At 72.2% G+C, this 14,363-nt stretch carries 12 protein-coding genes and 1 pseudogene; 7 read left to right on the top strand and 6 right to left on the bottom strand.

The genetic code is table 11. The annotated features are described in order from the left end of the window. Positions 1 to 133: 133 nt before the first annotated feature. The 3 genes from O7632_RS19520 (at position 134) to O7632_RS19510 (ending at position 2,989) form a co-directional block, all read left to right on the top strand. Positions 134 to 1,156: a LacI family DNA-binding transcriptional regulator gene (locus tag O7632_RS19520; protein WP_278116299.1), complete on the top strand. Its 1,023-nt coding sequence runs from the start codon at positions 134 to 136 to the stop codon at positions 1,154 to 1,156. A gap of 247 nt (positions 1,157 to 1,403) precedes the next feature. Beyond that, complete coding sequence (locus tag O7632_RS19515; protein ID WP_278116297.1) at positions 1,404 to 1,682, top strand: BatC protein; 279 nt, start codon at positions 1,404 to 1,406, stop codon at positions 1,680 to 1,682. Between the two features lie 35 nt (positions 1,683 to 1,717). Further along, a complete protein-coding gene (locus O7632_RS19510) occupies positions 1,718 to 2,989 on the top strand; it encodes a cupin domain-containing protein (protein WP_278116295.1) in 1,272 nt (423 codons plus the stop codon). 78 nt (positions 2,990 to 3,067) lie between these two features. On the opposite strand, the gene O7632_RS19505 is transcribed toward O7632_RS19510, so the two are convergent. The 5 genes from O7632_RS19505 to O7632_RS19485 form a co-directional block, all read right to left on the bottom strand. After that, positions 3,068 to 3,727, bottom strand: a complete 660-nt coding sequence (locus O7632_RS19505) for a hypothetical protein (protein WP_278116292.1) — start codon at positions 3,725 to 3,727, stop codon at positions 3,068 to 3,070. Further along, positions 3,727 to 6,408 (bottom strand): FtsK/SpoIIIE domain-containing protein, encoded by a 2,682-nt coding sequence (locus tag O7632_RS19500; RefSeq protein ID WP_278116290.1) that lies wholly within the window; start codon positions 6,406 to 6,408, stop codon positions 3,727 to 3,729. The genes O7632_RS19505 and O7632_RS19500 overlap by 1 nt, the downstream gene beginning before the upstream one ends. After that, positions 6,401 to 7,339: a hypothetical protein gene (locus O7632_RS19495; protein WP_278116288.1), complete on the bottom strand. Its 939-nt coding sequence runs from the start codon at positions 7,337 to 7,339 to the stop codon at positions 6,401 to 6,403. The genes O7632_RS19500 and O7632_RS19495 overlap by 8 nt, the downstream gene beginning before the upstream one ends. A 7-nt stretch (positions 7,340 to 7,346) precedes the next feature. Beyond that, positions 7,347 to 7,607, bottom strand: coding sequence for a hypothetical protein (locus O7632_RS19490; RefSeq protein ID WP_278116286.1), 261 nt, complete (start codon positions 7,605 to 7,607; stop codon positions 7,347 to 7,349). A gap of 206 nt (positions 7,608 to 7,813) precedes the next feature. Continuing rightward, positions 7,814 to 8,203, bottom strand: coding sequence for a hypothetical protein (locus O7632_RS19485; protein ID WP_278116284.1), 390 nt, complete (start codon positions 8,201 to 8,203; stop codon positions 7,814 to 7,816). Between the two features lie 65 nt (positions 8,204 to 8,268). Between O7632_RS19485 and O7632_RS19480 the strand changes: the two are divergent. From O7632_RS19480 to O7632_RS19465, 4 genes and pseudogenes are all read left to right on the top strand, one after another. After that, positions 8,269 to 8,799: pseudogene (locus O7632_RS19480) on the top strand (IS607 family transposase); the annotation flags it as partial. A gap of 16 nt (positions 8,800 to 8,815) precedes the next feature. Continuing rightward, positions 8,816 to 9,475: an RNA-guided endonuclease TnpB family protein gene (locus tag O7632_RS19475; RefSeq protein ID WP_278116282.1), complete on the top strand. Its 660-nt coding sequence runs from the start codon at positions 8,816 to 8,818 to the stop codon at positions 9,473 to 9,475. A 151-nt stretch (positions 9,476 to 9,626) separates the two neighbouring features. Next, a complete protein-coding gene (locus O7632_RS19470; RefSeq protein WP_278116280.1) occupies positions 9,627 to 12,176 on the top strand; it encodes an ATP-dependent Clp protease ATP-binding subunit in 2,550 nt (849 codons plus the stop codon). Positions 12,177 to 12,212: 36 nt separating this feature from the next. Then, entirely contained in the window at positions 12,213 to 12,590 is a 378-nt protein-coding gene (locus O7632_RS19465) for a DUF3140 domain-containing protein (RefSeq protein WP_278116278.1), read from the top strand. Between the two features lie 115 nt (positions 12,591 to 12,705). Here the strand turns inward: O7632_RS19465 and O7632_RS19460 are convergent, their stop codons facing one another. Beyond that, a complete protein-coding gene (locus O7632_RS19460) occupies positions 12,706 to 14,199 on the bottom strand; it encodes a S1 family peptidase (RefSeq protein ID WP_347403584.1) in 1,494 nt (497 codons plus the stop codon). Positions 14,200 to 14,363 lie beyond the last annotated feature (164 nt).

Here is a 14,363-nt window from a genome sequence, read left to right as displayed (position 1 = left end):
CGCGCGTCCGGCCAGATCGGCTCCGGAAAATTCGGGCCCCAGGCTGGAACTGTCGGTTTCCGGGCCCGGCAGGTCCCGGTCTCAGGCTGGACCTGTCCCGGTCTTACGCTGGAGCCTCGACGAAGGAGCTGCCGTGACGGTCGACGAAGGACGCAGGATCACGATCACCGCGATCGCCCAGGAGGCGGGCGTCTCCGTACCGACGGTCTCACGCGTACTCAACGGTCGCAACGACGTCGCGCCGCAGACCCGAGAACGGGTCGAGGAACTGCTCCGACGGCACGGCTACCGTCGACGGGCGACCCGATCACGATCCGGAGCCAGCCTGATCGACCTGGTCTTCAACGACCTCGACAGCCCGTGGGCCGTGGAGATCATCCGTGGGGTGGAGGACGTCGCCCACGCGGCGGGCGTCGGCACCGTGGTCTCGGCCATCCACCGCCGTTCCACCTCGACCCGGCAGTGGCTGCAGAACCTGCGTACCCGGGCCACCGACGGCGTCATCCTGGTGACCAGCGAACTGGCCCCGCCGCTGCACACCGAGTTGCGACGACTCAACGTACCGATGGTGCTGGTCGACCCGGCCGGCGTACCCAGCCTGGACATCCCGACCATCGGAGCGACAAACTGGGCCGGCGGGCTGCGCGCCACCGAGCATCTCATCTCGCTGGGGCATCGCCGGATCGGGTTCATCGCCGGCCCGCCGCGACTGCTGTGCAGCCGGGCCCGGCTCGACGGCTACCGCGCGGCGCTGGAGGCCGCCGACATCCCGTTGCGTCCGGACTACATCGTGCCCGGCGACTTCTACCACGAATCCGGCTTCGAGGGGGCCAACGCCCTGCTCGACCTCGACGAACGGCCCAGCGCGATCTTCGCCTCCAGCGATCAGATGGCCCTCGGCGCGTACGAGGCGTTGCGCCAGCGCGGGCTGCGGGTTCCCGACGACGTGAGCGTGGTGGGGTTCGACGACCTACCCGAGGTACGGTGGTCCTCGCCGCCGTTGACCACGGTCCGCCAACCACTCGCCGAGATGGGCCTGCTGGCCGCGCGTACCGTGTTGCGGCTGGCCCAGGGCGAGCCGTTGGACACCCCACGGGTCGAACTGGCGACCGAGCTCGTGGTCCGCGACAGCTGCGCCCCGTACCGGGACCGGTGAGCCGTTCTCCGCAGCGGACCGCGCCTCCGCTCGACCGGTACGCACCCGGTCCGTACCGGTCTCGTAGCCACGGGGTAGCCGTTACCTGCGGCGGGCGCCATAACCCGGTGCGGGCGATATCCGGATGCTCCGGCATCCCGTTGGTTCGTGACGTCCGCGAGGTTAGTGGCCGGCCGGCCCGGGTAGGAACTGCGGGCACGATCGCCCCGTCGCGTACGACGGGCGTCGAACAACCGCAGGGGGCAGCATGAAACTCGACGACGACGACATCCGCAGCACCGGTACCGCCGCCGGCCATGGTCCGGCCGATGGTGGGGCCAACCCGGCGGGCCATGACGGTGGTGCCGACGGCGGCGCGGGTCCGAAGTCCCAGGAGGGTCCGGCCGATGGTGGGGCCAACCCGGCGGGCCGCGACGGTGGTGCCGACGGCGGCGCGGGTCCGAAGTCCCAGGAGGGTCCGGCCGATGGTGGGGCCAACCCGGCGGGCCGCGACGGTGGTGCCGACGGCGGCGCCAACAAGCGTTGACAGCCGCGACGGCGACGGGCACCACGTCGACGGACATGACCGCACCGCCATCGACGGTGACCACCCCGGCGCCGGGCGGGCGGAACCGTCCGGCGCTGGCGAGGTGCGTCGGAATCGAGCCCGCGAAGTTCGCCACCGCCTACTGGGGACGGGCACCGCTGGTGTCGCGCGCAGCCGACCTCGACGGTCCGGCGGGCTTCACCGACCTGCTGGACTCCGACGCCGCCGACGAGCTACTCAGCCGACGTGGGCTCCGCGTCCCCTTCCTGCGGGTGGCGCGGGAGGGGACGCTCGTACCGGAGTCGGCGTACACCGGCAGCGGTGGCGCCGGCGCGGAGATCGCCGACCAGGTTCTCGATGAGCGGTTGCTGGCGCAGTACGCCGACGGCGCCACTCTGGTGCTGCAGGGTCTGCACCGGATCTGGCCGCCGATCATCGACTTCGCCGGGGAACTGGGCGGCATGCTCGGCCAGCCGCTGCAGGTCAACGCCTACCTGACCCCGGCCGGCAACCAGGGCTTCGCGACCCACTACGACACCCACGACGTGTTCGTCCTCCAGGTCGCCGGCCGCAAGCACTGGCGAATTCACGAACCGGTGCTGGTCGATCCGCTGCCCCGGCACACCTGGTCGGGGCGGGCCGACGAGGTCGCCTGCCGGGCCGACGGCGAGCCGGCGGTGGACGTGGTGCTGGAACCCGGCGACGCGCTGTACCTGCCCCGAGGCTGGCTGCACAGCGCCGCCGCCCAGCAGGAGAGTTCCATCCACCTGACCGTCGGCGTACGGGCGCTGACCCGCTATTCGGTGGTGGAGACGCTCCTGGACCTGGCGGTCGACGACCGCCGGCTGCGGGCGACGCTGCCACTGGGCCTGGACGTCGCCGACACCGGTCAACTGGAGCCCGAACTGACCGAGGCCGTCGACGCACTGCGGGACTGGTTGACGACGGTCAGTCCAGCCGAGGTCGCCGACCGGTTGCGGCAGCGGAGCTGGGCGGCGACGCGTCCCGCACCGCTTCGGCCACTCGCCCAGGCCGAGCGGATCGCCGTCCTGACCGTCGACGACACGCTCCGCCGGCGGGACGGCCTGCGATGGCGACTCGTACCCGAGCCGGACGGCCGGGTGGCACTGCGGATCTTCGACCGGACGGTCAGCTTCCCCGGCCAGTGCGCGCTGGCCCTGCGCGCGGCGCTCGAAACGGACCGGATCCGCGTCGGCGATCTGCCCGGCCTGGACACCGACGACGATCGGCTGGTCCTCGCCCGGCGGCTGCTCCGAGAGGCGGTCGTGGTCCCCGACGTCGGGTGACGATCGTGGTGTGCGAGTGCCCCGGTCGTCGCCGACCGCCGGTTCGCCGACCGTCGTGGCGTGCCGACCACCCGGGGCTCACCGCAGCAGGACCAGCAGGATCGTGGTGGTGAGCAGGCCGGCCGCCACGACGATCGCGCCGGTGCGCGCGTCGAGTACGGCGTGGCGGCGGTCGGCCAGCAACTTGGCCGGCCCCAGCCCGACGAACGGGCCGAGCAGGGTGACCACCAGCGCGATCACCGGCATCCCGACCGCGAGGTCGCCGCCGTACCGTTCTCCGGCCATCCGGCCGGCGGTGGCCAGGCCCCACGCGGCGGCCGCGCCGAGGACGCCGAACAACGCCAGTACCGGGTAGCCGGACGAGGACAGCGGGCCGGCTTCGGCCGTACGACCCAACACCTGCCGGGCGGCGGTGAGCCAGTGCTCCGGCTCGTGGTCCGGTACACCGGAGCCGGGCGGCGGCACCGGCGGGCCGACGAACCGGCTGGCCGCCGAACCGAACCGGTGACTCGCCTCGGCCCAGATCGCGGCCGCCTCCCGATCCACGTCCTCGGCTTCCTTGCTCGCCGCCGCGTGGAGCCGCCGCAGCGTGGCCAGCTCCGCCTCCACCTCGGCCACCGCCGCCTCAGCGGCGGCGAACCGGTCGGCGTACCACTGTTGCGCCTCGTCGCGGCGGGCCTGCAGGCCCGCCGCGAGCTCCGCCAAGCGGCGCATCAACGCCGGATAGGACCCCGACATCAGGACGGTCCGTAGGGGATGATGACTTCCGCGTTGCGGTGCACGGTCCGGTCGAAGAACAACGCGCGCCATGGCCGGGGATACCAGGCGGGGCCGCCGGCCCGGGGGTACAGCGGCGGACCGAGCTCGGTGCCTTGGACATCCAACGCCACCCAGGCGCCGATCTGGTCGGTGCGGGAACCCACCCCGCCGAGGTCGTCGCGCATCCGGGCGACGCCGCGCCACCAGCCGAGCACGTGCGTGTGCCGTTCCGGGCCGATGTGCAGGATCCGACGCAGCCGGTCCAGCCCGCTGCGTCCGTCGAACTTCGCCGTGAGCCGGGTCGCCGCCGCGTCCACCGCGTATAGCACCAGGAAGTGCGGGCGTGCCGGCCTGCCCGGGTCGTCCGCAGCGAGCCGGTCCCCGGTGTCGGCCAACAGTCCGGGCAGGGTGTCGAGGTCGTACAGACCGGTCCCGGCGGGCAGGGCCGCGTGCAGGTCCCGGGCGGCCGCCTCGGCGTCACGATCCAGGCAGGCCAGATCGAATCGGGCGGTGCCGGCCGGGTACTGCCGGACCAGTGAACGGGCGGCCGAGTCGAGCAGGGCGCAGGCCTCGTCGGCCCGGGTGCCGAGCACCGCCAGGTTGCGTCCGGGCGACCGGGACAGGGCGAGCCGGGCCGATCCCGCCCGTACGTCGATCGTCTCGCCGAGCAGCGCGACCGGCTCGCGCGGTCCGCCGTCGGTGCCGGCCAGCGCCAGGTAGTCGGGGGCTTCGGTGAGCCGTGGTACGGCGTCACCGTCGAACAGCCGGGGCGGGGAGAGCCCTTCCGGACGTCGTCGCCAGAGTCGGTGCTGCAGCTCGTGCCAGGTGTCGCGGTCGCTGGCGGCCGGGATCCGGACCACCCGGTTGGCTTCGATCGCGCCGGATTCGGCGTTGACCACGGCGTGGTGGCGGGGCAGTCCGTCGGCCGCGTTGTTGGTCTCCGGCAGGATCCGGCGTGCCTTGGGCAGCGCGATCCGCAGCGCGAACTGCGCGATCAGGGCGGTGCGGCCCCACAACGCCTGGATGCCGGAGACGTCCTGTGAGGCGAGGATCAGATGGATGCCCTGGGATCGTCCGCGTCGGGCCAGGTCCTCCAGCAGGGTGGCGGCTTCGCTGGCGAGAGCGTCGTTTCCGGCGAGCAGGACCTGGAACTCGTCGATCACCGCGACGATCCGTGGCCAGCGGCCCTGTGGATCCTCCGCGCGGAGTTCGGCGAGCTTGGTCACTTCGTGACGCTTTGCGGCGTCGGCGCGGCGCCGTAGTTCGGCCCCGAGGAAGTGCAGGAGCGCCAGTCCGAACTCCCGGTCGGTGTTGACGTTGACGCCGACCAGCCGGACATGCGGCAGGAAGCTCGGGTCCCGTCGACCGGGGGCGAACCGGGCGAACGACACGCCCTCCTTGAAGTCCAGCAGATAGAACTCCAGCTCGGTGGGGGAGTAGCGGGCGGCGAGCGCGCCGATCCAGGCGTAGATCAGGTTGGTCTTGCCGGTACCGGACGGGCCGCCGATGAGGGCGTGCGGCGGGTAGTCGCTCAGGGTCACCGCGACCGGCCGGCCCTGCGGGCTGTCGCCGACCGGAGCGGTGAGCCCGCCGGTGGCGTCCTCGGTCCACTCCCGCTGCGGCAGCAGGTCGCCGAAGACGGCCGGAACCGGTCCGGCCGAGATGGTGCCGGCGATGTCCCGGCAGGTACGGGTGATCAGCTCCGCCGGAGGCGGCGGGTCCAGCCGTACCGGCAGTGCGGGATATCCGCTGACCCGTGCGGTGCCGGCGGAGACCGACACGGTGGTCACCGTCGGTCCTGCCCGCAGCTCGACACCGCGCACGACCAGGTGTACGCCGCACGCCGCGCCGGCCCGGGTGATCCGGTCGAGTTGGGCGCGTTCGTGCCGGGACAGTTCCTCCCCGGGGCTACCCAGCAGTACGGCGATCCGCCACGGTTCCGGACGACGGCCGGTGCTGGCCGCCAGTTCCCGCAGCGAACGGTACTCGCCGGCGAGTACCGTCTCGTTGATCCGGCGGATGTCGTCGACCAGGTCGTCGAGGTGTCGGCCGAGGCCTCCCGGCCCGACGAAGGTCAGCAGCCGCGGGCCGGCCAGCGGGGCGAAGCCGGCGAGTCCGCCGCCGAGTTGCTCCGGGTCGTAACCGGTCAGCCGCACCGCCCCTGGCACGGCGCGGCCGAGGGCCCGCAGCAGCAGGGTGGCGACGACGGCGTCGCAGCCGATCCGGTCGTCGCCGTCGAGCGCGACGTGGCCGTCGTCGAGCAGCGGCACCAACGCGGGGACGGTGGGTGACCCGGTCACTCCGGTGCAACCGATCCGGGCCATTCCCGGGGCTTCGGTCCGCCCGGCCGGGGTCGGTCGCCAGTCTGGCCAGCCGGCCATGGCGGCGCCGGGTGCCACGGCGGTCGCTGCCGCGCCCGCCTCTCCGGCGACCTGCGCGATCCGTTGCTGGTACCGCTCGGTGAGGGTGGCGAGCCGCTGGTCGCGGTGCGCGCCGGCCCGCTGCGGTACCTGCTCGGCGGCCCGGCGAACCCGTTTCAGATGCTGCTCGGCGGCGGCCAGTTCTTCCTCGATGGTCTCGAGCCGGTGCTGTGCGGCGGCTCGGGCGTGCCCGAGGGCCCGGCGTACGGCGAGCACCAACTCGGTCCGCGCGTCAGGCATCCCGGCCCCGGACCGGTTGCGGCTGGTCGGCACGGAGGGTCTGCGGCTCACGGTCGAGGAGCCGCAGCAGCACTCCGGTGAGGACGGCGCCGGCGACGGCGGCGTCGGCCGGATGCGGTGGGACGTCCTCGTCGGGGTCGGTGCGTCGGTCGTGGCCCGCCTGCGCGGTGTCCCGGTCGCGGCGGTGCTCGGGCGGCACCCGACAGATCCGGGCGAGCAGCGTGTCCAACACCGATTCCGGCATCCCGGGCAGCAGCTCGCGGACCGGCCGTCCGGCCGCCGTGGCCAACCGCCGGAGATCTTCGGGGCGGGGTTCGTGGTCGAGGAGGTCACCGGCGAGCCGGTGCAGCACCGGCGGGGTCACCGCGGCGAGGTTGAGGCCGGTCGGGGTCGCCGCCGCGGCGAGGTCGCGGTGCAAGGTGGCCCGGTCCTGCGCGCGGACCGCGTGGGCGACCTGTCGCAGGAGTTCCGTCGTGTCGGTGGCGGCCGGTGACTCGGGCGGACCGGCCGCCGGTGAGGTGGGTGGACCGGCGGGTCGGTCGGTCAGTTCCGCCACTCGGGCCGCCCACCAGTTGCCGAGCTCCGGCGCGCCGGTCCGGGCGGGGTCGGCGGGGTCTGAGCGCTCGGCGGGACGGAGCGCGGTACGCCAGGTGTCGTCCGGTCCGGCCGGGGCGGCCGCGCCCATTCCGATAGCCCCCAGGTAGTCGGTGACGGACTGTTGCGCCACCCGGATGGCGTGCCCGGCCTGTTCGGCGTGTTCGGTCGCGTTGGTCAGCTGGGGTACCGCCATCGGATCGCTCGACTCCTGGCGGACCCAGATCAGCAACTCGGTGGCCGCCCGGAGTCGCTCGACAGCCAGCGCGACGTGTCCGACGGGCAGGTCGTCGGCGGTCGCCCGGACGCGTGCGGCGAGGTCGTGGACGAGGGACATCGCGTGGCTACAGCGTCGCGCTGTATGTCTGTGCCTGCTCCACGGCGGCGAGCGTGGCCGCCAGGCATTCCTCCAGCTCGCTGCTGGCCTGGAAGAGCGCCGCCTGCGCGGCCCCGACCGCTTCGTGACCGCTGCCTTCGAACGCCGCCGCCAGACTCTGCTGTGCTTCGGCCAGCTTCTCGCTGGCGGCCTGTACGGCGGCCTGGCTCTCGGACACCTGCATGATCGCGGCCTCGATGGCGGACTTGACCTCGGCGACACTCGCCACGGGTGAAACCTCCTCGAGGGGATGAAGGCTCTATTAGAGCTTACCGCCGGTGGGCGATTGCTGCCCGGCTGTCTGTTGTCGCGGACGGGCCGGCGGTTCGGTGCCGCCACCATAGCGACCGGTGGCAACGTGAGCTGCGCAACGGCGTACCGCGAATCAGGTCTTCAGTCTGAATACCGGTCAGATGTCCGACAGCTCGTCGGGCATCAGGGCTGGGTCAGCCAGCGCGGGCCACGTACCTGTGCTCCCCACCGGCGTACCCGCTCGCGCAGCTGCCGATCCGCCGTCACCACCACCACGGCGTCGAAGGTCTCCGGGTCGGCGGTCTGCTGCTCGGTCACAAGCCGGACGATCAGGTCGTCACCCGAGGCGGGCGCGGCGGCGACCCGGACCTCCGGCACCGACGGCACCCCCCGAGCCGCTCCCTCCACGACCAGCACCACCTCGACCGGTGGCGGGACGTCCGGCAGCCCTCGCAGGGCCACCGCCACCAGTTGGTCGCGCAGCCGAACGGCGGCGCCGTGGCGGTCGCGCCACCACCCGTCCGGCCGCGAACCGACCACGTTCGCGCCATCCACGATCACCAGGGTCCGCATGGGGTTCCGATCTGTAGCTGGTTTCGTGAGCGAACGTGAGCGAACGTGAGTTCTAGCATCGAGTTGTGAAGCTTGCCGAATGGGCGCGCCGCAACGGCGTGCACCCGCAGACCGCGTACCGGTGGGTCCGTGAGGGGACCATGCCAGTACCCGTCCGCAAGCTGCCATCCGGCACGATCATGGTCGACACCGCCGCGTCCGCCGGCCCGGCCGGGTCCATCGTGGTGTACGCCCGCGTCTCGTCGGCCGACCAGCGCGCCGACCTGGACCGGCAAGTCGCACGGGTTACAGAATGGGCGACCAGGCAGGGTCTTTCCGTCGGCCGCGTCGTCACCGAGGTCGGGTCCGCGCTGAACGGGAAACGAAAGAAGTTCCTGGCGTTGCTCGCTGACCCGGCTGTCACAACGATCGTGGTCGAGCACCGAGACCGGTTTGCGCGCTTCGGTGCCGAGTATGTCGAAGCGTCGCTGGCCGCCCATGGCCGCCGGCTGCCCGTAGCCGACCCGGGCGAGGTCGACGACGATCTGGTGCGCGACATGACGGAGATCCTGACCAGTCTGTGTGCCCGCCTGTATGGCCGGCGTGCCGCGGCCGACCGGGTGTTGTCCACCGGTGAGGTGGTCGACAACCCGCGTCACCTCGCGGCGGCGTTACGGAAGCTACGGCGACTCTCCCGCGCGGGCGTCGCGCAAGGCTGGCCCGGACCGACGCACCGGTCAGCGGGCGTCGAAACGGTGGGAGCGAGCCAACCGGGCGCGTGGCAGGACGCATCACCGGGTCACCAACCTGCGCCGGGACGGCATCCACAAACTGACCAACCGGCTGACCCGCGAGTACGGCACCGTCGTGGTGGAGGATCTGAACGTGGCCGGTATGGTCCGCAACCGGAGCTTGGCCCGCGCGGTCAGCGACGCCGGTTTCGGGGAGATCCGCCGCCAGTTCACCTACAAAACCACCTGGAACGGTGGCCGGCTGGTCACGGCCGACCGCTGGTACCCGTCATCGAAAACCTGTTCGGGCTGCGGCGCGGTGAAAGCCAAGCTGCCGCTGCGAGTCCGGATCTACGCCTGCGAGACGTGCGGCATGGCCCTCGACCGGGATGAGAACGCCGCACGGAACCTCGCCGAACTGGTGGTCGCCGGGAGTGGCCCGGAGACTCTAAACGGACGTGGAGCCGACTGTGAGACCCCGCTTGCGGGGCTGCTGGCTGTGAAGCGTCAACCTCGCGCCGCTCACGCGGGTCAGACGAGGACTGTTGATCGGCAACGGTGAACTGCTGATCGTGCGCTCACGTCCGCGCACTGATCGGTAACGGCAAGCGTGCCGTACCGGACCCGCCGTCCGCCGGCACGTTTGTGTCGGGTCCGCCCGGGTAGCCACCGGCCGGGTCACCGGTGGGCGGCCCGGGCGAAGGGGCACAACCATGAGCGACGGACCGTACGGGCCGGGTGGGCTGGGTACCGACCCCTGGGAGGACCTGCTGGCCCGGTTCCTCTCCGGCGGGGAACCACGAATGCCTGTGCACCGGGTCGACATCACCCGGTTGATGAGCGCGGACGCGCGGGACCTGCTCACCGCGGCGGCGCGGCGTGCCGCCCAGTCCGGCACCAGTGATCTGGACACCGACCATCTGCTCTGGGCGGCGCTGCAACGCCAGCCGCTGCGCGAGTTGGTCCGGCGGGCCGGTGCCGACCCGGACGGTCTGCTCGCCGAGTTGGGCGGACCCGCCGCCAGCCGTGGCGAGGTGCCGCCCAATCTGTCGTTGACCCCGGCAGCCAAGCGTGCGCTGTTGGACGCCCACCAGCTGTCCCGTGCCACCGGGGCCACCTACATCGGTCCCGAGCACGTGTTGATGGCGTTGGCGGTCAACCCGGAGTCGGCGGCGGGTCGGATGCTGGCGGCCGGCCACGTCGAACCTCGGTCCCTGCAGAACGCCAGTGCCGAACGGGGCGGTGCGCCGCAGCCGCGTCCGGACCACGGCACGCCCACTTTGGACCAGTACGGTCTTGATCTGACCGAGTTGGCCCGGGAAGGAGCCATCGATCCGGTCGTCGGACGGGGCGAGGAGATCGAACAGGCCGTGGAGATCCTGTCCCGGCGGACCAAGAACAACCCGGTGCTGATCGGCGAGGCCGGCGTCGGCAAGACCGCGATCGTCGAAGGGCTGGCCCAGCGGATCGTCGACGGAGACGTGCCACAGACCCTGGCCGGAAAGCGGGTAGTGCAGCTCGACCTCGCCGGTCTGGTCGCCGGGACCCGCTACCGGGGCGACTTCGAGGAGCGGCTCAAGAAGGTCATCGACGAGATCCGTAACCACGGCGACGATCTGGTGGTGTTCCTCGACGAACTGCACACCCTGGTCGGGGCGGGTGGTGGGGGCAGCGAGGGATCGATGGACGCCAGCAACATGGTGAAACCGGCACTGGCCCGTGGCCAACTGCGCGTGGTCGGTGCCACCACACTGGACGAGTATCGGCGCAACATCGAGAAGGACGCCGCGTTGGCCCGTCGGTTCCAACCGGTGCTGGTTCCCGAACCCACCGTCGAGGACACCGTAGCGATCCTGCGGGGCCTTCGGGACCGCTACGAGGCGCACCACCAGGTGCGGTTCACCGACGACGCGCTGGTGGCGGCGGCCGAGCTGGCCGACCGGTACGTCAGCGACCGGTTCCTGCCGGACAAGGCGATCGACCTGATCGATCAGGCGGGCGCCCGGGTCCGGCTGCGGACCCGTACCCCGGCCGCGGACGTACGGGAGCTGGAGCGCCAGCTGGAGCAACTGCACCGGGACAAGGCCCAGGCGGTCGCCGACGAGCGGTACGAGCGGGCCTGTCAGCTCCGTGACGAGCTGGCCGAGGTGCAGGGGCGGATCGACGCGGCCCGCAGCCCGGACGGTTCGTCGGTACCGCAGGTCAGCGTCGAGGAGATCGCCGAGGTGGTGTCCCGGGCCACCGGGATCCCGGTCAGTCAGCTCACCGAGGAGGAACGGGAACGCCTGTTGCGGCTCGAAGGGGAGCTGCACCAGCGGGTGGTCGGCCAGGACGACGCGGTGACCGCGGTCGCCGAGGCGGTCCGCCGCTCCCGGGCCGGTCTCGGTGACCCGGACCGTCCGGTCGGCAGCTTCCTGTTCCTGGGACCCACCGGGGTGGGCAAGACCGAGCTGGCGCGGGCGCTGGCCGCCGCGCTGTTCGGCGACGCCGATCGGATGATCCGGCTGGACATGAGCGAGTTCCAGGAGCGGCACACGGTCAGCCGGCTGGTCGGCGCCCCGCCGGGCTACGTCGGCTACGAGGAGGCCGGGCAGCTGACCGAGGCGGTCCGCCGGCGTCCGTACGCGGTGGTGTTGCTCGACGAGATCGAGAAAGCCCATCCGGACGTGTTCAACATCCTGTTGCAGCTCATCGACGAAGGTCGACTCACCGACAGTCAGGGTCGGGTGGTCAACTTCCGCAACATCGTCCTGATCATGACGAGCAACCTGGGATCGGAGCTGATCACCGGTGGTGGGCGCAGCGTCGGGTTCGGCGCCGGCGGTGCGGACAGCGCCGACGACGACCTGCGCCAGCGGCTGTTGCGCCGGCTGCAGGACGACTTCCGGCCGGAGTTTCTCAACCGGATCGACGAGATCATCATCTTCCGGCAGCTGGCCGCCGCCCAGTTGCGGCAGATCACCGACCTGCTCCTGGAGGAGACCCGCCGTCGGTTGCATGCCCAGGACATCACCATCGAGATCACCGATGCGGCGGCGGACTGGATCGCCGAAGTCGGCTACCAGCCGGAGTTCGGCGCGCGACCGATGCGACGCACCATCGCCCGCGAGGTCGACAACCAGCTGTCACGGATGTTGCTGGACGGCGGTCTGCGCGGCGGACAGCAGGTCGTCATCGACGTACGGGACGGGGGACTGCACTTCGACGTGAGCGGCGGCCGTGCCGCCGACCGCAGCCCGGCCGCCGCCACGGCCGGACGATGACCCGCGCCCGTTGGACGATCTGGAGAGGACTGCGCCATGGCCGCACACCGGCGGACGGACACCGACGTCGACACGTTGTGGAACGACTTCCACTCCTGCGTCAACATGACGTCCGAACAGCTGCGCGACTGGCTGCTGACCGAGGCGTCGGGTGAGGTCGCCTACGCCGGCACCGGCGAGGGCGTCGGGGTCGAGCTGCCGCAGCCCGGCGGCGCGGTGCTCGCCGTGCTGGGCAAGCGCCGGGTCGACCTGACCGACGCCGATCGACGGATCATGGCCGAGGTCGTCGACCAGATCCGGACCCTGCGCCGGCGACGGCCGGCGCGCGGCGCCAGCGACGACCAGTGGCGGCACGCGCTGCTGGACCTGGGCCACGATCCACTGCGGGACAGCGGGGTCGACACCGCCGGGTGACCGCGGTGGTACGGCCTCGTGCCCGCCGTGCGGCCGGCCCGACGACGCCGCCGCCGCCCGACGCCGCCGCCGGTGGTACCCGACCGGGCACCACCGGCGGCATCCGCTGGTGCCGTTACGGGCGGGTGATGCCGAGGGAGTAGCTACCCGATCCGCTGTACGCGTGGACCACGTACCGGTAGTAGCCGGAGCTACCGGAGTAGGTGAGCGTCTCGTCCGGTCCGGGACTGGTCCCACTGGCCACGCTCACCCAGCTGCTTCCACTCCACCGCTGCAGGTAGAGGTCGAAGTCGCGGCTGGTCGGCCCGTCCAGGCAGGCCCGGTGGGTGCCGGCGCTGGCGGTGAAGTAGGTGCCGTTGGGCTGGATGGCGGTGCCGCCGCTGGACAGCGAGCCGGTGTAGGTGTTCTGGTAGCCGCTGCACGTGCCACCGCCGGGCGGCGGGGTGGTCGGCGGCGGAGTCCCGCCGCTGCCGGTCCGCAGGGTCAACCCGTACACCGACAGGATCTCGTTGACCGGCTGGAAGTAGGTGGTGCCCCCGCTCGAACAGTTGCCCGATCCGCCGGAGGTGACGCCCTGCGCCTGCTGGCCGGACAGCCACGAGCCACCGGAGTCGCCGGGCTCGGCGCAGGCGTTGGTCCGGGTCAGGCCGGTGACCCGACCCTGGGGGTAGTTGACCGTCGAGTTCTTCGCCTGGATCGTGCCGCACCGCCAGCCGGTGGTCGAACCCGAGCGGCAGATCGAGGCGCCGACGGCAGCCTCGGCCGAGCCGGCCACGGTGACGTTGCCACCGCTGTAGTTGTTCACCCAGGGCTGCGGGGTCCAGTTCGAGTTGGTCTGCACCCAGGCGTAGTCGTTGCCGGGGAACGACGATCCCCGGAAGGTGCCCTGCGACACCTGGTTGTAGCCCTGGGTCGCGGTGCCGACCGTGCCGCAGTGACCGGCCGTGACGAAGCCGCCGGTGACCGAGAAGCCGACCGAGCAACGGCCGCCCATGTAGTAGGCGTCCCCGCCGCGTACGTCGTACAGCGTGGTCGGACTCTCCTGGGACCGCACCACGCGGACGGCGTCCGTGGCAGCACCGCTGCCGGCCACGAAGGACCGGGCCACGGTGGCGTCTCCGCGCGCCAGTACGACGACCGTGTTGCTGGTGACGTCGACGTACCAGCCGGCGACGGCGCTCGCCGGCGCGAGCCGGGCGTGCCGGTCCAGAGTCGCCTTGATCCGGTCCAGCTCCGCCTCGCTGCGGTCGACGACCGTGGCCGTCGCGCCAGCGGCGGTGACCGCCGCCGCCTGGCTGGCGTCGGTGACCGCCACGGTCAGGGTCGCCGCGTCCGGGGACAGCCAGGCGCCGCCGAAGTCGGCGCCGAGGGTGGTCCGCAGCATCGACTCGGCCTTGCTGGCCCGGGCTTCCTTGGCGATGCGGACCCGGGCCTGCTCGGCGGTGAGGCGCAGGTCGCGCTGCATCGCCTCGAGCATCTCGGCGGAGGCGGCGTCGGCGGCCGGTTGGGTGACCGGTGCCGGGTTGGCGGCGGCGGGCAAGGTCGCCACCCCGACCACGCCGAGCGGTAGGGCGACAGCTGCGGCCGCCGCGATCAGTGTTCGTCTCATGGGGCTCCCCTGAGCTGGATCGGATGGGAGTCCGGGTGGTCGGGGTCCGCCAGGGGCCACCTGGCGGACCCCGACCACCCGGGGCGGGGCAACCCGGCGTGACCGGCGCACCGTGCCGCTGTCCGAGTGGTCGTCTCGTGGTGTCGGGACCGGCGGGTGCGGGA

This window comes from Solwaraspora sp. WMMD406 (assembly GCF_029626025.1).
In the GTDB taxonomy this organism is placed as follows: domain Bacteria; phylum Actinomycetota; class Actinomycetes; order Mycobacteriales; family Micromonosporaceae; genus Micromonospora_E.
Note: the sequence above shows the minus strand (reverse complement) of the source record. Positions and strands in the feature narration are given on the sequence as shown.